This window comes from Lysinibacillus sp. CD3-6, assembly GCF_006351725.2.
Taxonomy (GTDB): Bacteria; Bacillota; Bacilli; order Bacillales_A; family Planococcaceae; genus Lysinibacillus.
In genome coordinates, this window is record NZ_CP085880.1 from 3,838,264 (window position 1) to 3,859,151 (window position 20,888).

The 20,888-nt window shown below is 37.1% G+C and carries 19 protein-coding genes, 1 pseudogene and 1 riboswitch; of the genes and pseudogenes, 2 read left to right on the plus strand and 18 right to left on the minus strand.

Going from position 1 to position 20,888, the window contains the following annotated elements; genetic code table 11:
• Nucleotides 1-9: 9 nt before the first annotated feature.
• From sufU to sufC, 4 genes are read right to left on the minus strand one after another with little or no spacing between them, the layout of a single operon-like run.
• Nucleotides 10-438: a Fe-S cluster assembly sulfur transfer protein SufU gene (sufU, locus tag FH508_RS19190; protein WP_173479791.1), complete on the minus strand. Its 429-nt coding sequence runs from the start codon at nucleotides 436-438 to the stop codon at nucleotides 10-12.
• Nucleotides 428-1,657: a cysteine desulfurase gene (locus FH508_RS19195; RefSeq protein WP_173479792.1), complete on the minus strand. Its 1,230-nt coding sequence runs from the start codon at nucleotides 1,655-1,657 to the stop codon at nucleotides 428-430. The genes sufU and FH508_RS19195 overlap by 11 nt, the downstream gene beginning before the upstream one ends.
• Nucleotides 1,657-2,961, minus strand: coding sequence for a Fe-S cluster assembly protein SufD (gene sufD / locus FH508_RS19200; protein ID WP_173479793.1), 1,305 nt, complete (start codon nucleotides 2,959-2,961; stop codon nucleotides 1,657-1,659). The genes FH508_RS19195 and sufD overlap by 1 nt, the downstream gene beginning before the upstream one ends.
• An 18-nt stretch (nucleotides 2,962-2,979) precedes the next feature.
• A complete protein-coding gene (gene sufC / locus FH508_RS19205; protein ID WP_370635669.1) occupies nucleotides 2,980-3,759 on the minus strand; it encodes a Fe-S cluster assembly ATPase SufC in 780 nt (259 codons plus the stop codon).
• Between the two features lie 703 nt (nucleotides 3,760-4,462).
• Between sufC and FH508_RS19210 the strand changes: the two genes are divergently transcribed.
• Nucleotides 4,463-5,365: a glutamate biosynthesis transcriptional regulator GltC gene (locus FH508_RS19210; RefSeq protein ID WP_173479794.1), complete on the plus strand. Its 903-nt coding sequence runs from the start codon at nucleotides 4,463-4,465 to the stop codon at nucleotides 5,363-5,365.
• Nucleotides 5,366-5,681: 316 nt separating this feature from the next.
• Nucleotides 5,682-5,822 (plus strand): annotated as a pseudogene (locus tag FH508_RS19215) (IS5/IS1182 family transposase); the annotation flags it as partial.
• Between the two features lie 97 nt (nucleotides 5,823-5,919).
• On the opposite strand, the gene FH508_RS19220 reads toward FH508_RS19215, so the two are convergent.
• The 14 genes from FH508_RS19220 to FH508_RS19285 all read right to left on the minus strand — a co-directional run bounded on the left by FH508_RS19220 (nucleotide 5,920) and on the right by FH508_RS19285 (nucleotide 20,863).
• Nucleotides 5,920-7,971, minus strand: a complete 2,052-nt coding sequence (locus tag FH508_RS19220) for a cellulose biosynthesis cyclic di-GMP-binding regulatory protein BcsB (RefSeq protein WP_228134149.1) — start codon at nucleotides 7,969-7,971, stop codon at nucleotides 5,920-5,922.
• An 11-nt stretch (nucleotides 7,972-7,982) separates the two neighbouring features.
• A complete protein-coding gene (locus tag FH508_RS19225) occupies nucleotides 7,983-9,242 on the minus strand; it encodes a glycosyltransferase family 2 protein (RefSeq protein ID WP_228134150.1) in 1,260 nt (419 codons plus the stop codon).
• Nucleotides 9,235-10,674, minus strand: a complete 1,440-nt coding sequence (locus FH508_RS19230; RefSeq protein WP_228134151.1) for a DUF2334 domain-containing protein — start codon at nucleotides 10,672-10,674, stop codon at nucleotides 9,235-9,237. The genes FH508_RS19225 and FH508_RS19230 overlap by 8 nt, the downstream gene beginning before the upstream one ends.
• A complete protein-coding gene (locus FH508_RS19235) occupies nucleotides 10,664-11,521 on the minus strand; it encodes a diguanylate cyclase domain-containing protein (RefSeq protein WP_139860763.1) in 858 nt (285 codons plus the stop codon). Before FH508_RS19235 ends, FH508_RS19230 begins: the two co-directional genes overlap by 11 nt.
• Nucleotides 11,496-12,431: a glycosyl hydrolase family 8 gene (locus tag FH508_RS19240; protein WP_228134152.1), complete on the minus strand. Its 936-nt coding sequence runs from the start codon at nucleotides 12,429-12,431 to the stop codon at nucleotides 11,496-11,498. The genes FH508_RS19235 and FH508_RS19240 overlap by 26 nt, the downstream gene beginning before the upstream one ends.
• Before the next feature lie 363 nt (nucleotides 12,432-12,794).
• A complete protein-coding gene (locus tag FH508_RS19245; protein WP_228134153.1) occupies nucleotides 12,795-13,649 on the minus strand; it encodes a MetQ/NlpA family ABC transporter substrate-binding protein in 855 nt (284 codons plus the stop codon).
• Nucleotides 13,650-13,711: 62 nt separating this feature from the next.
• Nucleotides 13,712-14,380: a methionine ABC transporter permease gene (locus FH508_RS19250; RefSeq protein WP_228134154.1), complete on the minus strand. Its 669-nt coding sequence runs from the start codon at nucleotides 14,378-14,380 to the stop codon at nucleotides 13,712-13,714.
• On the minus strand, nucleotides 14,370-15,398 hold the full coding sequence (locus FH508_RS19255) for a methionine ABC transporter ATP-binding protein (protein WP_228134155.1): 1,029 nt from the start codon (nucleotides 15,396-15,398) through the stop codon (nucleotides 14,370-14,372). The genes FH508_RS19250 and FH508_RS19255 overlap by 11 nt, the downstream gene beginning before the upstream one ends.
• 83 nt (nucleotides 15,399-15,481) lie before the next feature.
• A riboswitch (SAM riboswitch) is annotated at nucleotides 15,482-15,586 on the minus strand.
• A 55-nt stretch (nucleotides 15,587-15,641) separates the two neighbouring features.
• Nucleotides 15,642-15,953 (minus strand): thioredoxin family protein, encoded by a 312-nt coding sequence (locus tag FH508_RS19260; RefSeq protein ID WP_228134156.1) that lies wholly within the window; start codon nucleotides 15,951-15,953, stop codon nucleotides 15,642-15,644.
• Between the two features lie 13 nt (nucleotides 15,954-15,966).
• A complete protein-coding gene (locus tag FH508_RS19265) occupies nucleotides 15,967-16,308 on the minus strand; it encodes a toprim domain-containing protein (RefSeq protein ID WP_228134157.1) in 342 nt (113 codons plus the stop codon).
• Nucleotides 16,309-16,565: 257 nt separating this feature from the next.
• Nucleotides 16,566-16,946: a glycine cleavage system protein GcvH gene (gcvH, locus tag FH508_RS19270; protein WP_228134158.1), complete on the minus strand. Its 381-nt coding sequence runs from the start codon at nucleotides 16,944-16,946 to the stop codon at nucleotides 16,566-16,568.
• Nucleotides 16,947-17,027: 81 nt separating this feature from the next.
• Nucleotides 17,028-17,381 (minus strand): arsenate reductase family protein, encoded by a 354-nt coding sequence (locus FH508_RS19275; RefSeq protein WP_228134524.1) that lies wholly within the window; start codon nucleotides 17,379-17,381, stop codon nucleotides 17,028-17,030.
• Nucleotides 17,382-17,834: 453 nt separating this feature from the next.
• Nucleotides 17,835-19,619 carry an acyl-CoA dehydrogenase family protein gene (locus tag FH508_RS19280; RefSeq protein ID WP_173479541.1) on the minus strand — a complete coding sequence of 595 codons (1,785 nt, stop codon included), beginning with the start codon at nucleotides 19,617-19,619 and terminating at the stop codon, nucleotides 17,835-17,837.
• 71 nt (nucleotides 19,620-19,690) lie between these two features.
• Nucleotides 19,691-20,863: an acetyl-CoA C-acetyltransferase gene (locus tag FH508_RS19285; protein ID WP_173479540.1), complete on the minus strand. Its 1,173-nt coding sequence runs from the start codon at nucleotides 20,861-20,863 to the stop codon at nucleotides 19,691-19,693.
• Between the last annotated feature and the right edge of the window lie 25 nt (nucleotides 20,864-20,888).

Consider the following 20,888-nt stretch of genomic DNA (forward strand, 5'->3'; position numbering starts at 1 on the left):
CACAAATTATTATTCTTTTACGCCCTTTTCCATTGCTTTCCAAGCCAAAGTCGCACATTTAATTCGTGCAGGGAATTGAGACACACCTTGCAGTGCCTCAACATCCTCAAGGTCGTATTTATCGCTATATTCTTCACCCATCATCATTTTCGAGAAAATATCAGCAAGCTCTAATGCTTCTTCTACTTTTTTTCCTTTGACAATTTGTGTCATCATTGATGCAGAGGACATCGAAATAGAACAGCCTTCGCCATCGAATTTCGCATCTTCTACAATACCATCATTCACTTTAAGCGTTAAGTGAATGCGGTCACCACAAGTCGGATTGTTCATATCAATTGTTACAGCATCAGTTTCTAAAGATCCTTTGTTTCGAGGATTTTTATAATGATCCATGATAACTGAACGGTATAGTTGATCTAAATTATTAAAAGACATCGCCAAAATACTCCTTCGCAGAACGCAACCCGGCAACTAAGCGGTCAATATCTTCCTCCGTGTTATACAGATAAAAGCTTGCGCGCGCTGTAGCTACTTGTTGGAGACATTTCATTAGTGGCTGAGCGCAATGATGTCCTGCACGAACAGCGATACCATTCATGTCAAGAACTGTTGCCACATCATGTGGATGTACATCATCTAAATTAAACGTAACAAGACCACATCGTTTCATTGGATCCCGCGGACCGAAAATTTTAAGTCCCTCAATTGTTTCAAGTTGATCCATTGCATAGCCTACAAGTTTATGCTCATGCTGTGCAATATTGTCTAACCCTACTTCAGTTAAGAAATCAATAGCAGCGCCTAAACCGATTGCACCTGCAATGATAGGCGTACCACCTTCAAATTTCCACGGTAATTCCTTCCACGTTGAATCATGTAGTCCAACAAAATCAATCATTTCGCCACCAAATTCAATTGGCTCCATCTTTTCAAGGTGCTCTTTTTTACCATATAGTACACCTATTCCAGTCGGTCCGCACATTTTATGTCCTGAAAACCCTAAGAAATCTACATCTAAATCTTGCACATCAATTTTCATATGCGGTGCAGCTTGCGCCCCATCTGCTACCATTACGGCACCATTAGCATGTGCAATTTTTGCAATTTCTTTAATCGGATTAATTGTACCGAGAACATTTGATGCCATTGATACTGACACGATTTTCGTTTTCGGTGTTATTGTTGCTCGAACCTTTTCAAGATCAATTGTGCCATCTGCCTCAAGGTCAATGTACTTTAATGTTGCATTTTTTTCTTTTGCAAGCTGTTGCCAAGGAATAATGTTGGAGTGATGCTCCATATGTGTAATCACAATTTCATCACCTTGCTCAACATTTGCACGACCATAACTAGAAGCTACTGTATTTAACGCAGTTGTTGTACCACGTGTAAAAATAATTTCTTCAGTTGACTTTGCATTAATGAAATTGCGTACCTTTTCACGAGCACCCTCGTATTTGTCAGTCGCACGATTCCCCAATGTGTGTACACCACGGTGTACATTTGAGTTATCAAATTCATAATAATGCTTAATTGCTTCAATTACTTGAGTAGGCTTTTGAGATGTTGCTGCGCTATCAAGGTAAACAAGTGGATGACCATTTACTTGTTGATTTAAGATTGGGAAATAGCTTTTAATGTCTTTATTGATCATTAGCGAACTTTCCTTTCGATAACCTCCGTCAGTTGCTTTTGAACGCCTTCGATAGGTAATTGCTTAACAACTGGCGCAAGGAATCCATGAATAACAAGGCGCTCTGCTTCTGCTTTCGAGATACCACGACTCATTAAGTAATAAAGTTGTAGTGGATCTACTCGTCCTACAGATGCTGCGTGTCCTGCTGTTACATCATCTTCGTCAATTAATAGAATTGGGTTAGCATCGCCACGTGCTTTTTCAGAAAGCATTAACACACGTGATTCTTGTTGCGCATCTGCTTTTGTAGCACCGTGTTCGATATAGCCAATACCGTTAAAAATTGATTGTGCTGCATCTTTCATCACACCGTGTTTCAAGATGTGACCATTTGAGTTTTTACCCCAGTGACGAACTTCTGTTGTGAAGTTTAGTTTTTGCTCTCCACGACCAACCACAACTGTTTTTGTATCAGCATGTGAACCGTCACCAACAAGGTGTGTAATGTTTTCAGAAATTGTATCTGAATCGTTCATTAATCCAAGAGCCCAGTCAACTTTTCCATCACGCGCTAGACGAGCACGACGGTTTACGTAAGTAGTATAACCTTTAGCAAGTACATCTACCGCACCGTAAATTACTTGTGCATTATCTTGTACAATGACTTCTGAAATAATGTTAGCTTGTGCTTTTGCCTCTTCAACTGTAGAAATGTATGTTTCCACATATGTGACAGCTGAATTTGCTTCAGCTACAACTAATACATGGTTATAAAGTGAAGCTTCTGCATTATCATTTAAAAAGACAACTTGTAACGGTTGCTCAATAATGACATTTTTTGGAACGTAAACAAATACGCCGCCATTCACAAGTGCTGCATGAAGTGCTGTTAATTTATGTTCATCAACTTTTACCGCTTCCGTCATGAAGTACTTTTGAACAAGCTCCCCATGATCACGGATAGCTGTTAACATATCTGTAAAAATAACGCCTTTGTCAGCTAGCTCCTGTGATGTTTTAATAAACGCAGGTGTATTGTTGCGTTGAATATATAGGTTTTCTTGCTCAAGGTTAATTAAGCCTCGTGCCTCTTCTGGTAGTTCATCTAGTGAAGTGTATTTTTCACTAACTACTGAATGGCTTGGGAAGTTCATGAAATCCCATTTTGAAATATTTGTTCTATCTGGTTTTGGCATATCTAAACCAGCTGCTTTGTCTAGTGCTGCCGTACGAAGCTCTGCAAACCAAGTTGGTTCACCATTAGCTTCTGAGAACGAGCGCACGTCCTGTACTGTTACAGGCAAGTTAAGTTCCACTGTCATGCTAATTCGTCCTCCTTCTTATGCTTCTTGTTCTTCTGTTTCTTCTTCGATACCTAATTCTTTTTTAATCCAGTCATAACCTTCTGCTTCTAAACGCTGTGCTAATTCTGCGCCACCTGATTTTACTACACGACCTTGCATCATTACGTGTACATGATCTGGTGTGATGTAGTTAAGTAGACGTTGGTAGTGCGTAATCATTAAGCAGCCGAAGCCTTCGCCACGCATTGCATTAATACCTTTAGAAACAACTTTTAATGCATCAATGTCAAGACCAGAGTCAATTTCATCTAAAATAGCGAAAGTTGGCTTAATCATCATTAATTGAAGAATTTCGTTACGTTTTTTCTCACCGCCAGAGAAACCTTCGTTTAAATAACGTTGTGCCATGTCTTCGTTCATTTCAAGGAATTCCATATTTTTATCTAATTCACGAATGAATTTCATTAATGAAATTTCGTCGCCCTCTTCACGGCGTGCATTAATAGCTGAACGTAAGAAATCAGCGTTTGTTACACCAGCGATTTCTGATGGATATTGCATAGCTAGGAATAAGCCAGCTTGTGCACGCTCATCAACTTCCATTTCAAGTACGTTTTCACCATCAAGTTCAACTGTACCAGAAGTAACTTCATATTTTGGGTGTCCCATAATAGCAGAAGCTAGTGTTGATTTACCAGTTCCGTTTGGTCCCATAATTGCATGAATTTCATTTGTATTAATTGTAAGGTTTACGCCTTTTAAAATCTCTTTCCCGTCGATTTCAACGTGAAGATCTTTAATTACTAAAGTTGACATGAAAATACCTCCATAGTGTGTTCTGTGAATGGGCAACCATTCCTTAATTATCATCATTCTAATCTTAACTGAAAATCGTTCTCTATGCAAACCATTTTAACCACTTTCACTTTTCAATGATGAAATCTTGAATTATAAAGACTTTTTAAGCATTTTCAGATTTTTGAGAATCGAAACCGCCAATGAGAATTGGTAAAGTCTATTTTCAATGAAATATCCCTAAATGAGAATGGATTTCATCTAGCTTCATAGTGGAAACCTCGCATAAAGCGTTAATTGTAGCGGTTTTGTGACAAAAATGCACAAACTGCCATACCTATACTATATCCTATTTCATTAGAATGGAATCACTATAAGAAAATAAAATTATAGAGTAATAGCGCTATTAATACCAATTCTTTTGCTAAAAAGCACTCCTCTATTCACATCAAACAGTCATACACATTCCTACTTAAAAAAATACTCTTTGCATTCATCAGAAGTGTGTCTAGCATATATAGCACAACTGCATTATTTAAGGCGTTATATATATATTCCATTTAAATAGGAACATTCAGCTTGTTATACAATTGGCGCAATCCAACCTAATCATTAAATCATTTTTTAGCACGATGTTATTTTTTTCAGTCTTTTTATATCTTAAATATTATATAATTAAAATATAATTAATCGGATTTTGCGATTAGATAGAGGTGAATATCCAGTGGAGTTACGTCAATTACGTTATTTTGTGGAGGTTGCAGAGCGTGAGCATATTTCTGAAGCTGCAGAACACCTTCATGTTGCCCAATCAGCAATAAGTCGTCAAATTGCTAATTTAGAAGACGAATTAGGTACACCACTTTTTGAACGTGTCGGCAGAAATGTAAAATTAACACCGATAGGTAAAACTTTTCTTGAACATACAATCACCGCTTTAAAAGCAATAGATTTTGCCGCCAAGCAAGTTGAGGAATATTTAGATCCTGCTAAAGGAACTATTAAAATCGGTTTCCCTACAAGCTTAGCAAGTTATGTATTACCAACTGTTATTTCAGCTTTTAAGCGTGAATACCCAGATTTGCAATTCCAATTGCGCCAAGGCTCTTATCGCTTTTTAATTGACGCTGTTAAAAACCGCGAGCTTAACTTAGCATTTTTAGGACCGCTGCCACCGAAGGACGAAGCAATACAATCAAACATATTATTCACCGAAAACATTGCAGCCTTATTGCCAGCTAACCACCCTTTAGCAAAACGAGAAAGTATTCAGCTAGCAGATTTACGTAATGATCTTTTTGTTCTTTTTCCAGATGGCTATATATTACATAAAGTTGCGATGGATGCTTGCCGTGCTGCAGGCTTCTTACCAAATATTATATCTGAAGGGGAGGACTTAGATGCTTTAAAAGGTTTAGTGGCCGCTGGAATTGGTGTCAGCCTACTACCTGAGAGCTCCCTATACGATTCAGCAGCCCGCTTCACAATCAAAGTGCCAATAGAATCGCCTACAATACCAAGAACAGTTGGCATTATTTCACCTGTAAATCGAGAAATCGCACCATCTGAAAAAATATTTTTAGACTTCGTCACTAATTTCTTTTCCCGACTTTCGCAGTTTCAGTAACACCTTTAAATAACACGAAAAGACCCAGTGAAATGCACTGGGTCTCACAATATCAAGAAAAGGCATCAAGTTCTTGATGCCTACAGTCTTTTTTCATTTTAAAATAAAAATAGATGTCTACTGCCGTTGATTTCCGCTACGTTCGGGCGCTTTCCGCGGGCACACACGTAAGCCGCAACCCTCGCTAACGCGCGGTTTGTTGCGTCTTACGTTCTGTGCTTTCCCGCAGGAGTCGCCCGCCCTTCGCTCCAATCAACTTGATATGAATTGCTATCAATCAACTATAAATAAAATAATCTAATTGAGGTGATGGAAAATGATGTCGAAAAATCAAATCAATAAACGTGAACAATTAGAAATGCTGACAATTGACCAATTGGTGCCACAAGACCATTTAGTTCGAAAACTAGAGGCAGCGATTGATTTTTCGTTTATCTATCCATTAGTCGAAAACCTCAAGGCATCAAGTTCTTGATGCCTTTTCTTTTGTTAATTGAAGCGCAAAGTAAATGTCTCCTGCTTAAAATTTCACAACGTAAGATGAAATTCAGATGCTACTTTTCTTCATCCTCAACAACTAGATTTTTTCTTCTTCTACGTAAAATAAAATATAAAATAAGCCCGATCACTAAAATCAGCACAGCAAATTCTGCTATAAGCACAAATGAAATAGAATTTTTCTGCTCTGAGGCAGATTTTTCAATGTCTGCTGCACTACTAGCCGCAACGACAAATTTCCCCTCTTTTGTTTCAATAGCAGAGGTTACCTGTTCATTTGTTCCCTTCAATTGCGCTAAAAAGTCTTTTTGATTTGCTGCTTCATCCAACATTTGAATGATTAATAGCGGCTGTTTATCATCCCAAAAACTTTTTGTGATAAATGTATACTGAGCAATTGTTTCTGGAAGAAAACCTTGCTTTAAATAATCCTCTGACGATTGAGGGACATCATTATTGTTTCCTATAAGCGTCGAGAAATCAGCGGAAGCTCCAGCAAAAATAATAGCACTTCGTTTTAATTCCTCTTCCTTAACGTCTTGTTCTTTTGTCAATATTGTTTGAGCCATTTCACCATTCATCATTAAAGACTTATACAGCAAGAGCATTTGTGTGTCGTTTATCACTGTTTTATTCGGAACAATAATTAAAGCTTGTTCTTGGAATGCATTCGGAAAATCCCTTAATGTAAATGTTGGTGTTGTCACTTCTTTTGTAATAGATAATGTACTGCTACCATCGATATAAATCCAATAACGTTCATTCGTCGTTTCACATGGATCTTCTAATTGAAACCCAGTTACTTCAAATTGGATATCTGTCATCGATTGTTTATTTAATACATTTGTTTCAATCGGCACATTCACTTCATATAAACCTGAAGAAATTGACTCTAACTTCTTCAGGTCAACTGCATGCGGTACATCATTCACCCATACAATCAATTCCACTTCACGTTCATTACTGTTACCCTTTTCAGGTAGTAGAGCAGATTTCTTTAAAACTAATCGCATGTTTGCTTCTTTATCAGCCTCAACCTGTGGCAATGACACATAATAGTGCGGCGTCATCGTTGCTTGACTCGATAATATTTGATGGTCAAAACCTAGTTGAGAAAATAGCAGCGTTGAATTATCAGTAGTATCCACAATCGGTAAATCATCCACTGTCAACGTACTTCCTGAAAATTGACTATATAATTTCGTATCCGTCAATAACGAAATTCGCTCTTGAAATGCATTTGGCGTAGCGGCTGTGACAAACAGGATAGGCACACTTTGACTATTGTCATCATTTTTAAGACTATGAACATTAAGTGACAGGCCATCTTCATATTGACTGTTGGCAGTCTCAAGCATTTTAATCATATAATTTGTTCTAAATTCATTTTTTGCGCCTACAACAATAACTGGTCCAGCAACACGTGCAACAGTTGATTCTCGTTTAATATTAACGTCTTTCTCTCCTTGCTCTGACAAATAAGCAGCAAGTTGATAACTAGCATTTAATGATTGTTCTGAAGCTTCATCAGGTACAATAAGCGTCGTACTATAATCTTCATAGCCTACAAACGCTTCAGGATAGCTGCTCAATGACCATTGTTCACTATCATTAAAAGAGGAAATGGACGATAAAATATCGATACGTAACCAATTGCCCTCATTCCCTGGAGCTACACAGACACCTTCTTTTAACACACCATAAAAGCTAGCTGTTATTTTATGCGTCCCTTTCACTAAAGCACTTTCGGGTAAAGTAACAGTTACCGTTTGCTTCAATAAATCTGATGTTAAGGCAATCGATTTAATTGCAATATCGTCCACTTTTATCGTAAAAGAGGATGGAGCTATTAACAGCTCTGACTGCTGTATTTGAAATGAAACTGTTTGTCCCTTTGCCTCTACATCTTGACTGAGCGTGTAATAGAAATCTCTTGAAGAGGAAGGCCCTTGTAATTCAATTGCCTGAGACAACAATGGTTTTTTTGCTAAGCTGTTTGCCTCAATAGCTATTGTTTGTTTTTCTACTGTGATTGGTGCAGCTAGGGCATGCGTAGCTAGGAACGGCAAACTGATTAAGATTGTTAAAATATAAAGTAAGACTCTCATTATTGTTCTCCTTATTTTGTTTTCTTTGCAAAGCGCTCAGTTTTATACCACTGCACTTCTTGACCAGTAAAAACTCTTGTGATCTCTAAAAATAGCGACCAAATAACTAATACAATCCACATTTGTGAATATGTAAAATACATTAAAATGACATAGAAAAAATTTTTACGATTCATTTCTGTTTTTTCAATACTTAAGGTAATCATCACTTCACCTAAAAATAACAAGAAAGCCAATACCCATAACACAATAGCAATATCTCCAACTGTTAGCCCAATATCGTAAAAAAGATTGGTGATAAATAAAATGTTGGACAAAATAACGCCGAAGAAAAATAAAAAGTAAGTAAAAAAGAAATAAAACAAATCAAAAATAATACTTTTTCTTTTTAAGGTAAAAAATTGGCTTAAAAACTTTAGCACTACATACTGGTTTCCTCTTGCCCAGCGTGTTCGTTGTTTCCACCATACTTTCAACGTCTCTGGCTCTTGTTCCCACGTAATAGCCTTAGGGAAAAAGCGGATATGGTAGCCTAAATTATAGACACGAATCGTTAATTCAGTATCTTCCGCTAACGCCTTTACATCCCATCCACCTAATTGCTCTAAAATACTACGGCGAATGGCGAAATTTGTGCCTGGAATCGTTGCAATGTTAAACCACTTCCAACGACCACCTTGTGCCATCCACTGAAAACATATTGTTTCAATATTAATAAATCGTGTTAACCATGTTTCCGTCGCATTTACCACACGAAATTTCCCTACAGTAGCTGCAGCTTTCGGGTCATTTACAAGCCCCATGACTAAATACCAAACTGCCATACGCTCTGGTGTATTGTCTGCATCATAGACAATAACTACTTCCCCAGTGGAATCGGCTAATGCAGCATTTAATGCTGAAGATTTCCCCTTCCCTTTATAAGGTTCTACTGTTTCAATTACTCGTATAAATGGGTATTTTTCTGTAAACTTTTTTGCAATCTCTCCTGTTCTATCCGACGAATTATCGTTAATGACAATTACTTCTAACTTATCTTTCGGATAAAACAATCGGGACATGGCACGTAAAGTTTGTTCAATAACAACCTCTTCATTATGTGCAGGAATGAAGACGCTCACTGTTGGAACATCTATCATTTTCTTTGACCATTCATCGATTACCTTTTCATAAGATCGAAAATGCAAATAGCCCCCTTGCATTAAAAACATATGGTATAACAACATAATCCATATGAGAAACAATGAAATATAAAACAAAATATCAGCCATTACTTTTCCTCTCCTCAAATAATCGCTTTCGTAGTGTTATACGTAGTCGCAATGTATTCATAAAAAATACAATAACAAATAACGATACAATGATTACTAACAGCCATAAAACTACTTCAAATGGCCGCTCATCAAACATCTTTTTTAAGCGATCCAGTTTGGTAAAAGAAAGCTGAATTTTTTGCTCTCCATTTGCTGATTGCATTATTGAAACCTTTGATGTCTGAACAAGCTGTTCTGTTTTTCTAAAATCAAGCCATTCTAGCTCTACTTGTTTGTTTAAGAGTTCAACAAGCTCTTGCACATGGTGAGCCCCTAAATAACTAGGATATTGAATTCCAATCGTTGAACCTGGGGCTTTATTCATCTGACGAATTGACTGCTGCACAGCATACAGTGGGTATACACTCGCATCATTTATTGCTGCTATTGTATAGGGATAAATTTTTTGCTCATCTCTTTCTGTTATATAAAAATGATTGTCTTGTTGTCGCAATACCCCACTAAAAAGCGCACTATCCTCTAGAATGTAGGTAGGGTAAATTTTTCTCAACACTAAATAATCTAGACTTTTTTCAATGTTAGCTTGTGGAGAAGATAAAATAAAAGCTACCCCCTCCTGCTGTAACTGTTGTAAATATTTCAATAACGCTTTATTGTCCTGTAAATAATAAATAGCGCCATCTTTCTCATATAGCGGGCTTATCTGTAAGTTAATAGGAACATCAAATTGCTTTAATTGATCAACTACTTTCTTTAACTTCAAAACATCCGTTTCCATATTAATATCTGTTAACACAATGAAGGCAGGATGTAAGTTGGTAGATGATAATTTCAATAGCTCGCCAAATATTGAAGGCCAGTCATATACTAAAGGGGAAGATTGAATCATCTTACCAATATAAGACCAATTGCTATTTTTTTCTTTCACAATAAAAGGGAAGTCTTCATTAAATGTGGATGCCATTTGTATTACTTCAGCATCGTTAGGTGGGTTCACTACAGCCCACTCAATCGGCCGATCCAATACATGTTCCCCGACTTTTCGTAACTCCACTTTTTTCCCCTTTTGCCAATGTTCGAATGAGGGAAACTGTTCAATATTTTCCCCTATAGCAACAGCGGGTCCTTGGAAATTATTCATAGCTTCTAATGCTGGCAATGGTATATGCATCTTATAGGAGTTTAAAATAACAATACGTTTATAAACATCCAAAGAATCTTCTTTAATATTTTCCACTGGTATGACATCGACATCTGTATAAGCATTTAGCATTTCTCGTAGAATTTGCACTTCTTCATCTACTTGTTGATTGCTAGTTACATAAATAAGTGCAATGTCTTTGCTATCGGCACTTGCTAAATAATGCTGTGGCATACTAAACAAAATAAAAAGGACAATGAAGACGAACAAGCCTAGTTTAAAGCGCACTTGTTTTCATCTCTCTTTCCATTTCTGCTAACAAGTCATCAAAACTTTGATCCATCTGGGGCGTGTAAGTAAAATAACTTGTTTTATAGCTTAGTGTCACCCATCGCTTATTTAATAATTGATGGTTCTTTAAAGCTTGATCTAACTTCTCGTAAATAATATCAATGTATTGTTCTGACGTATCAATTAATAAAATGCCAAGGTAGTTTTCACGATATCGGAATTTTTTATCTGTTTGTCTAACAGATTGCTGTAATTTTTCCGCCAATTGCCTCCACAAATATTGTGCTTCTTTAAAACCATAAAGCTTTTTAAATTTTTCATAGTTTTCAAGCTTTAGCATAATAAACACAAAAGTATGTTGATGACGATCTGCTCTTCGCATTTCTTCATTAACAATGACACGCATACGCGATTCATTATCAAAACCAGTTTCAACATCAATTGCTACAAAGTTTTTGACATCTTGCTGTAAATTTTTCATATATTTTTCTTGTGCTATCAATAACTCATGAATTTTTCCAGCGCATAATACTAGTAGTAGTAATACAACACCGTATGCCAAAAATAGTTGCATTGAAAATGCTGTACTTAACAATGCTATAGAACCTGTCATACCGATATACAGTAAGGTTGAGCCACTGATAAAAATAAATAACAAACTACTTATTAGCCCCGTAACCGTTCCTCTCCACAGTGTGATAATGACTAAAAGTATTAAGAAGATATATAATAATAAACTTTCACTATCCTGATGTAGTAAAAAATAAGCAGGTAATTGTAGAAGCAAAATAAGTAAAACGCCATAAACAAATATAGCTTTATTCCATTTTATTGCTGTTCGCATTGTCGACCTCTCTTTCCGCTAGAAGTGGTAATAAATTATCGAATATATGTGTCGCATTTGTTTGCACATCTACATACCCCGTATTTGCATCAGCTTTAAGAGATTCCATTTTACGGAAAAACTCTTCAGCCATCCTATCATTATGAATTTCTAACATATAACGAGTAGCCATTGCGTACACAGCAGGTGATTCAAATGATACAGCTGGCTCACCAGTAGTAGCATCGTAGCGGCCGTACAATTTTTGATCTCTACTATATAAAGACAGCATCCAATTAGTAAATGGCTTCGTTTCCAAACCTAACGTGGCACTATGATAAGCCGTATACAATTGATCGATCATATGTAACTCCGTATCATATTCATAGTTATTGGTTACGACATCATAATACTTTGGAAAAAAGCCTGCTTGAGCTTTAGGCGCTTTTGCTAAAATCGATAATTGTTGCTCTAGTTGTTCTTTAGATAAAACATCATATTGTCGCATCTTTAAAAGTGCAGAAGGCATAATATAACTTAATGTAATTGTGTTCGCTTTCTTATGTGTATGAACGTCAACAAAATCTACAAACGTACCTTTTTGCATTCCATACTTTACAATGTTTTTACCAATGGTCTTCCCTAACGAAATATAACGCTCATCATTCCACTTTTCACCTGCATCAAATAGCGCTCGCATAATTCTCAAATCATCAATCAGCGCATTAACAGTAGCTTGTTTTTTACCATCAATTCGCCATACTATAAATTTCTTCTCTAAAAAATAATGATTAATCACCTCAAACTGCTCATCAAAGCGAGCTTGATCATCTTTTTCTAGTAAATAGGTCAACCATAAACCGACAGATTCAGATAAAAACACATCTTTTTGTTGCGTTAAATCAGTACGTAATAAGTTATCTTTTGTCATTAATTCCTCAATAACAAATTGTTCTGTTGATGAAATTGGCTCCTTAGTTACTTTAGTTACTTCTTCTTTCCCTTGAGAGCAGCCTATTAAAACGATAGAAAGGAAAAATATAACTAAAATACCACAATTAAAATTTTTTAATATAGGATTTCACCTCCACTAGGACTAAGTACCAAAATCCTTCAGTATGATTAGCGAATTATATTATAACAGTAATCATATTAAATGAATCTAAACAAATTCTAAACAGTTTAGGAAAAATAATAGAATTTAATTATTGGATTTCACACCATTATTTATCTTTCCCTAAAAAAATAGTACAAACCATTTTCATGGCTTGTACTATTTTTTAATATATAGATATTATTTAACGGGTACTACTGCACCTTTCCACTCCTTCAAGATGAAGTCTTGGATTTCTTCAGATTTTAATACTTCTAATAATTTTTTAATTTCTGGTTTATTTTCATCACCAGCACGAACTGCAATAATATTTACATATGGAGATTCTTTATCTTCTAAAGCAATTGCATCTTCAATTGGGTTTAGTCCATTATCAATTGCATAGTTAGAGTTAATAAGTACTGCATCGCCTTCTTCGTTTTCAAACATTTGCACAAGTAGCTCTGGTGCAGTATTTGCATCGAATTTAAAGTCTTTTGGATTATCTACAATATCTTTAATTTCTGCTGCTGTTTTGTCGATACCATCTTTTAATTTAATTAAGCCTTTTGCTTCTAATAGTGACAACATACGGCCATGGTCTGAAACTGAGTTCGATAATAAAATTGTTGCACCTTTAGGAAGGTCTTCAAGTGATTTATATTTTTTAGAGTAAATACCGATTGGCTCGATATGTACGCCACCTGCATTTACAAAATCATAGCCATTATCTTTAATTTGTAATTCAAGATAAGGAATATGTTGGAAATAGTTTGCATCAATAGTTTTTGACTCTAAATCTTGGTTAGGTAATACATAATCTTGGTACGTCTCGATTTTTAAATCAATACCTTCTTTTGCTAAAATCGGTTTTGCTTGTTCTAAAATAACTGCGTGAGGTGTGTTAGAAGCACCAATTTTTAATGTTACTTTATCTTCAGTTTTTGCACTGTCATCTCCAGTTGTTGATCCTGCTTCGTCTTTGTTACCAGCACCACATGCTGCTAAAGCCAATACAAGTACTGATAAAAATAATCCTGCTAATAACTTCTTCATTTGTATACACTCCCTTTATTTGTTCAAACAATATGTTAGCGGTAAATACCGGTTTAACCTTTTTAACGTTTGTCTGTTTTCGTTGTAATCATATCGCCAATCCATTGAATGATAAATACGACTACTAAGATCAAAATAGTTGCCATTAATGTCACATCTTGGCGATTACGTTGGAAGCCATCTAAAAAGGCTAAGTTTCCTAGACCGCCAGCACCAATAATACCAGCCATTGCCGTATATCCAACAAGTGCTACAGCCGTTACAGTAATCCCAGAAATAAGTGCTGGTAATGATTCTGGAATTAGAACCTTCCATATAATCGTGGACGTTTTAGCACCCATCGAGCGTGCTGCTTCAACAACACCTTTATCAATTTCACGTAATGCAATTAGTACCATTCGTGCATAGAATGGGGCAGCACCAATAATAAGTGCTGGTAGGGCTGCATTTGCTCCTCGGATTGTCCCAAGTAAAAACTTCGTAAATGGAATAAGTAAAATAATTAACACGATAAATGGAATCGAACGGAATATATTAACGACCGATCCTGTTAAAAAGTTAACAATTTTATTGGCCCATAACTGGTTTGGACTCGTTAAAAAGAGGATTATGCCAATGGCTAAACCAAGTATAAATGTTACGACTGTAGATAGAGTGGTCATATAAAGTGTTTCATATGTGGCTGTCCACATTTTTTCCCAGTCGACATTCGGAAAGAGACTAGTTAGCATTTGCAATCACCTCCGTTTGTACTTCAACTGTATTTAAATAATTTAATGCAGCTGCTACATTTGTCTCTGTACCATCAATTTGTACAATAAGAGTACCGTATGCACCATTTTTCGTTTGCGAGATATTACCATGGACAATGCTAACTTCTACATCAAACTGTTTTACTAAATGTGATATAACTGGCTGCTCTGTTTTTTCACCAACAAATACAAGCTTAACAAGGTGTCCTGTTGGATAGTTCATTCTAAGCTGTGCAACTGTCTCCTGCGTTTCCTTCGTATCGGTAATTTGTGATACGAATTTTTTAGTGATCGCTGCTTGTGGTGCTTGGAACACTTGTAGTACTTCACCACGTTCAACAATTTCTCCAGCTTCCATTACCGCTACACGATGACAGATTTTGCGAATAACATGCATTTCATGAGTAATTAATACGATTGTTAAGCCTAATCGTTCGTTTATATCGACAAGCAAATCAAGAATTGCATCCGTTGTTTCTGGATCCAGTGCTGATGTAGCTTCATCACATAACAGCACTTCAGGATTATTGGCAAGTGCTCGTGCTATGCCAACACGTTGCTTTTGACCACCTGACAGTTGTGATGGATACGATTTGTCACGACCTTCTAAACCAACAAGTGCAATAAGTTCTTTCACACGTGCGTCTCGCTCACTTTTAGCTACACCTGCAATTTCAAGTGGAAATGCAATGTTTTCTGCAACTGTTCTTGACCAAAGTAAGTTAAAATGTTGGAAAATCATACTTACCTTTTGTCTAGCATCACGCAACTTTTGACCCTTAATAGATGAAAATTCTTGGTTATTCACCTTCACCGACCCAGTTGTCGGCTTTTCTAAACCGTTTAATAAACGAATCATCGTACTTTTACCAGCGCCACTATAGCCAATAATGCCAAAAATTTCACCTTTGTTAATTGTAAGATTAACATCTTTAACAGCAGTTAATTCGCCATTTGCGGTTTTGTATTTCTTCGTAATATTTTGAAGCTGTATCATAGCGAAACTCCTTTTCTCATATAGAAAACCCCTTCACTCACAGACAAGTAGAAGGGGTCACGTACTTTATACGCTAAACCGTTCTCTCATCTTTCAAAGAAAAATCTTTGAGTGATTTGGCACCTTTTCACATTTGTGATGGTTGCCGGGCTTCATAGGGCACTTCCCTCCGCCGCTCTTTATAAGAGTTCGATATATTTAATAGTTTTTAATATAATTGTTACTTTACCATGCTAGCAAAGTTCAGTCAATTGGTTTTTTTAACAATTCGTATAAAAAAGGTACGGATTGAAATGCATAAACCTTTTCTCTAACTGATCCACCATCACTAACGAGTAAACACGGTACACTTTCGATTTGAAAATCATAAGCTATTTGCTCTAAAAAATTAATATTTGCCTTGCCTAATTTTAACTGTGGCAATAATTGTTCTATGATATCCATCATTTTAGATGCAACTGCACACGTTCCGCACATCGGTGTATATAAATAAAAGGCAGTTTTTTCACCAGATTTTACTGCTGTTTCCCACTGCTCTTTTGACCATTCTTCCATTTTTCAACCAACCTTACAAAATATATTCATTATGGATGGAAAAATGCGCACGCAATAAAATCATTGCAAGCACTTTCCTCGGTGTAGTTTCTACTTCTTTATAAGTAGGCATCGTTCGCAAATGCTCTGCTTCAGGATAATGTCTGTCCATCAATGCTCGTAATTTATCTCCAGATGCATCTGCATCAAAAAATGTATAGAGCTCATAGCCCTCATATGGGTCGAGTAATTCTTCTAATTGATGCACACCAATTGTACCATTTGTACAAAGTATTGTAACATCTTCACTCAAAATAGGTTCTATTTGAAGCTTATCCGAACGGCCTTCCACAATTAAACATTTCCCTTCGAACATCACGCCACCCCCATTTAGCAGTTATCTACGACAACAATTTATTGCAATTATAGGATTCCACACTATGCATAGATCTACACGTTAACAATATTTTCTATATGTCACTTTGCAATTTGGATAACATTTTATGTGAGTTACTTGGACTTTCATTTACTTGAAGAGTCACGCTTTGTACAGCTCAAAAAACAATTGCATACCTGTGTTATATAATAAAAAACGCCGGTATGTACTCCGACGTTTTTCTATTATAGGCTTGATTATTCTGCAATCATTTCTTCGTATTGTTCTGCAGTCATAAGGTTTTCAAGCTCTGAAGCATCAGCAGGCTCTACAACGATCATCCATGCTTTTTCATATGGTGATTCGTTTACGAATTCTGGGCTATCTTCTAGATCTGCATTTACTTCCACTACAGTACCTGAAATCGGTGCGTATAATTCAGAGACAGTTTTTACTGATTCTACGCTGCCAAATGGATCATCAGTTTTAATTTCGTCGCCAACTTGTGGAAGCTCAACGAAAACGATGTCTCCTAATTCAGATTGTGCAAAATGCGAAATACCGATACGTACTTTACCATCTTCTAATTTTACCCATTCGTGTTCTTCAGAGTAACGTAAGTCTTTAGGTGTGCTCATGCCAAAAACCCCTCCATAAATATGTAATATATTCACTTTCAGTGTGCCATACTTCTTTCATAAAAACAAGGATTAAAGCTGTTATTTCCACGCTTGTTCAAAATCTGATTCTTTAAATCCCAACGTTACTTTTTTTCCATCAGTAACGATTGGTCGCTTAATTAACATACCATCAGAAGCAAGTAGTGTGAGCTGTTCATCTTCCGACATTTCCGCCAGTTTATCCTTCAACCCAAGTTCGCGATATTTCATGCCAGATGTGTTGAAAAATTTCTTTAATGGCTGCCCGCTAGCCTGCCAATAACTTTTAATTTGCTCTTTCGTAGGTGCTTGTTCAACAATGTGTACCTCTTCGTATGAAACGCCATTGTCGTTTAACCACTTCTGTGCTTTTTTACAAGTTGTACATTTAGGATAATGGATAAGTTGAATCATATTTATAGGCTCCTCTGCTATCATTTCCTGTAGTATACCATCATAACTAGTATGAGCCAAAAAGAAACATTTATTGGTTAATTTCATAATTGTTTGCGTGCCTGACACTATAGCGTGGGCAACTGGCATATGGTCTGCTCCTATTGCGTAAAATTCCACTTCGCTTTCCGCGGGCACGATGTAAGCCGCAACCGTCGCTAGCGCGCCGTCTGTTGCGTCTTACATTACGTGCGTTCCCGCAGGAGTCTTCGTGGATTTTTACTTAGTTAGTTTTAATTGGCAATGTGAGAATTGTTTGCGTGCCTGTCACTTTGGCTTAAATTGTTTGTGTGCCTGACACCCTCCCTGACACCCTCCTTTCAATAAAAAAGACAACAAGTTGATTTACTTGTTGTCTTTTTTCGAAACTTTGATTTTTCCTACCGTTAGTAAAGAGCTAGGTTAAAGATTATATTATACGATGAATTTTTCTGCTTCAATTAGTTTAACAGAAGCTTCACGTTTTTTAGCAATAAGGTTATAAGGGTTGTTACGAGTTAGTTTACGTAAAGCTGACAATGTCATACGTGCAGCGTCCCCATCTGCTGAAGCAAGAATTGTATCCTTTGCTTCTTTCTCAATTTCTGCAAATGCTTCTTGGCAGAAAATTTGTGTATAAAGTAATTTTTGATGAGACTTTTCTGCACCTTCACGCGCAATCGCCTTTTCTGTACGTAACACAGTAGACTCCATAGCGAATAATTGGTTAGCGATATTGGCAATGTTCACTAATACTTCTTGCTCTTGGTCAAGTTTCGCTCCATAGCGCTGTGCTGCCATACCTGCTGCTAATACAGCAATTTTCTTCGCGTTTTTCACAAGATATTTTTCTTGTGCTAGCGGCTCTGTGCCTACTTCTTCAGGCATTAGCATAAGAAGTTCTTGTTGCAAGTTTTGAGCGACCTGCAATAATGGTAATTCACCTTTTAATGCTTTTTTCATAAATGTACCTGGCACGATCATACGGTTAATTTCATTTGTACCTTCGAAAATACGGTTAATTCGAGAATCGCGATAAATTCGCTCTACTTCATATTCAGCCATAAAGCCATAGCCACCATGTAATTGCACCGCTTCATCTGCGATATAGTCCAATGTTTCTGAACCAAACACTTTAGCAATTGAACACTCAATGGCATATTCAGCAATTGCATTTGCAATAACTTTTCCTTGCTTTTGTTCTTCAGGGCTTAACTGGCTTAAACGATCTTCAAATAAACCAACCGTACGATAATTTAATGACTCTGAAGCATATAATTGAGACGCCATTGTCGATAGTTTTTCTTTCGTTAAGTTGAAATCAGAAAGCTTCGTTTTGAATTGTTGACGTTGGTTTGTATATTGAATTGCCAACTCTAAAGCACGTTTTGAGCCACCGATTGTTCCCACACCTAATTTATAACGACCAATATTTAAAATGTTAAATGCAATTACGTGTCCACGACCTACTTCACCAAGTAGATTTTCAACAGGTACTTCAGCATCCTCAAGCACTAATGTACGAGTTGAAGAAGATTTGATACCCATTTTCTTTTCTTCTGGCCCAACAGAAACACCGTTGTAGGCACGTTCAACGATAAATGCTGAGAATTTATCGCCATCAATTTTGGCGTACACAACAAACACATCAGCAAAACCTGCGTTAGTAATCCATTGTTTTTCACCGTTTAATACATAATGAGTACCTGCAGCATTTAGCTTGGCAGTCGTTTTGGCACCTAAAGCATCTGATCCCGAACCTGGCTCTGTTAACGCATAAGCCGCGATCAATTCACCAGTAGCTAGCTTCGGTAAATACTTTTGCTTCTGTTCGTCGTTACCAAATAGCACAATCGGTAGTGAACCAATCCCTACATGTGCACCATGTGTAATCGAGAAGCCACCAGCTACAGACATTTTTTCTGCGATTAACGCAGAAGATACTTTATCTAAGCCAAGACCTTGATATTCTTCAGGTACATCCGCCGCTAGTAAACCAAGTTCGCCAGCGCTTTTTAGTAAACGCACTGAATGCTCAAACTCATGATGCTCTAAGTTTTCTACTACAGGTAATACTTCATTCGCAACATACTCTTCAGTTGTTTTGGCAATCATTTTATGCTCATCTGTAAAATCTTCTGGTGTAAATACGCGATCTAGTGCCACGTCCTCAATGATAAATCCGCCGCCTTTAATGATATCTGTTGTTTTTTCTGTCATGTTAAATTCCTCCTTATTTTTAGGTGCCAGGCACTCATACAATTCGCAATTCTCAAACAATTTCACATAACTTATAAAATCTCAAATACTCCAGCAGCGCCCATACCACCGCCGATACACATTGTTACAACACCATATTTTTTGCCCTGACGTTTCAGTTCATGAATTAATTTCAAAGTTAAAATTGCGCCTGTTGCGCCAAGTGGATGCCCTAAAGCAATTGCTCCACCATTAACGTTCACTTTCTCTTGGTCGATACCTAAATGACGAACAACCTGTAATGACTGTGAGGCAAATGCTTCGTTAATTTCCCACAAATCAATATCCTGAATAGATAAACCTGCAATTTCAAGCGCTTTTGGAACAGCTACGATTGGACCGATTCCCATTACTTCTGGAGGTACTCCGCCCACCGCAAAACCTAAAAACTTTGCCATCGGTGTCATTCCTTGCTTTTCTGCTTCCTCACGATCCATTACAAGAACTGCCGCAGCACCATCTGAAGTTTGAGAAGCGTTACCTGCTGTAACACTACCTTTTACATGGAATGCAGGACGAAGCTTTGCTAAGCCTTCAACGGATGTGCCTGGACGAACACCCTCATCGACACTAAAGGTAAATTTCTTCACTTGTAGTTTATTATTGTTATCCACATAATGTTGTTCCACTTCAATCGGAACAATTTCATCATTGAATTTACCTTCTTTAATTGCTTTCTCTGCTAGCAAATGCGAGCGTACAGCAAATGCATCTTGATCTTCTCGACTCACATTATACTGACGTGCTACTTCTTCTGCTGTATGCCCCATCCCCATATAATATTGTGGTGCAGTTTCAGCTAATGTTGGATTTAAGCGCGGTGTATTGCCCACCATTGGTACCATACTCATTGATTCAACACCGCCAGCAAGAATCGCCTTTGAATGACCAAGCATAATACGTTCAGCAGCATATGCGATTGCCTGTAAACCCGATGAACAAAATCGATTAATTGTCAGCGCAGGTGTAGTATCAGGTAGCCCTGCTAGTGCTCCGATACTACGGGCTACATTCATCCCTTGTTCCGCTTCTGGCATTGCACAACCTAAAATTAAGTCATCGACAGGACCTTCATAGCCTGCTCTTTTTAATGTTTCTTTGACAACTGCTGCCCCAAAATCATCTGGTCTTACTGTTGCTAATGAACCTTTTTTCGCTTTTCCAATAGGAGTTCGTGCTCCTGCTACAATAACGGCTTCACGCATCGTCTAAATCCCCCTTTGTTTCATG

What these genes read in the sequence shown, in the direction of transcription:
- FH508_RS19285 (WP_173479540.1), bottom strand. Translation starts at nt 20,863, where the DNA reads ATGCGTGAAGCCGTTATTGTAGCAGGAGCACGAACTCCTATTGGAAAA.
- gcvH (WP_228134158.1), bottom strand. Translation starts at nt 16,946, where the DNA reads ATGAGCACACCTAAAGACTTACGTTACTCTGAAGAACACGAATGGGTA.
- sufU (WP_173479791.1), bottom strand. Translation starts at nt 438, where the DNA reads ATGTCTTTTAATAATTTAGATCAACTATACCGTTCAGTTATCATGGAT.
- FH508_RS19260 (WP_228134156.1), bottom strand. Translation starts at nt 15,953, where the DNA reads ATGGAAGAATGGTCAAAAGAGCAGTGGGAAACAGCAGTAAAATCTGGT.
- sufC (WP_370635669.1), bottom strand. Translation starts at nt 3,759, where the DNA reads ATGTCAACTTTAGTAATTAAAGATCTTCACGTTGAAATCGACGGGAAA.
- FH508_RS19240 (WP_228134152.1), bottom strand. Translation starts at nt 12,431, where the DNA reads ATGACAAAAGATAACTTATTACGTACTGATTTAACGCAACAAAAAGAT.
- FH508_RS19245 (WP_228134153.1), bottom strand. Translation starts at nt 13,649, where the DNA reads ATGAAGAAGTTATTAGCAGGATTATTTTTATCAGTACTTGTATTGGCT.
- FH508_RS19275 (WP_228134524.1), bottom strand. Translation starts at nt 17,381, where the DNA reads ATGATTCAACTTATCCATTATCCTAAATGTACAACTTGTAAAAAAGCA.
- FH508_RS19225 (WP_228134150.1), bottom strand. Translation starts at nt 9,242, where the DNA reads ATGGCTGATATTTTGTTTTATATTTCATTGTTTCTCATATGGATTATG.
- FH508_RS19250 (WP_228134154.1), bottom strand. Translation starts at nt 14,380, where the DNA reads ATGCTAACTAGTCTCTTTCCGAATGTCGACTGGGAAAAAATGTGGACA.
- FH508_RS19255 (WP_228134155.1), bottom strand. Translation starts at nt 15,398, where the DNA reads ATGATACAGCTTCAAAATATTACGAAGAAATACAAAACCGCAAATGGC.
- FH508_RS19220 (WP_228134149.1), bottom strand. Translation starts at nt 7,971, where the DNA reads ATGAGAGTCTTACTTTATATTTTAACAATCTTAATCAGTTTGCCGTTC.
- FH508_RS19235 (WP_139860763.1), bottom strand. Translation starts at nt 11,521, where the DNA reads ATGCGAACAGCAATAAAATGGAATAAAGCTATATTTGTTTATGGCGTT.
- FH508_RS19265 (WP_228134157.1), bottom strand. Translation starts at nt 16,308, where the DNA reads ATGTTCGAAGGGAAATGTTTAATTGTGGAAGGCCGTTCGGATAAGCTT.
- FH508_RS19280 (WP_173479541.1), bottom strand. Translation starts at nt 19,619, where the DNA reads ATGACAGAAAAAACAACAGATATCATTAAAGGCGGCGGATTTATCATT.
- FH508_RS19195 (WP_173479792.1), bottom strand. Translation starts at nt 1,657, where the DNA reads ATGATCAATAAAGACATTAAAAGCTATTTCCCAATCTTAAATCAACAA.
- sufD (WP_173479793.1), bottom strand. Translation starts at nt 2,961, where the DNA reads ATGACAGTGGAACTTAACTTGCCTGTAACAGTACAGGACGTGCGCTCG.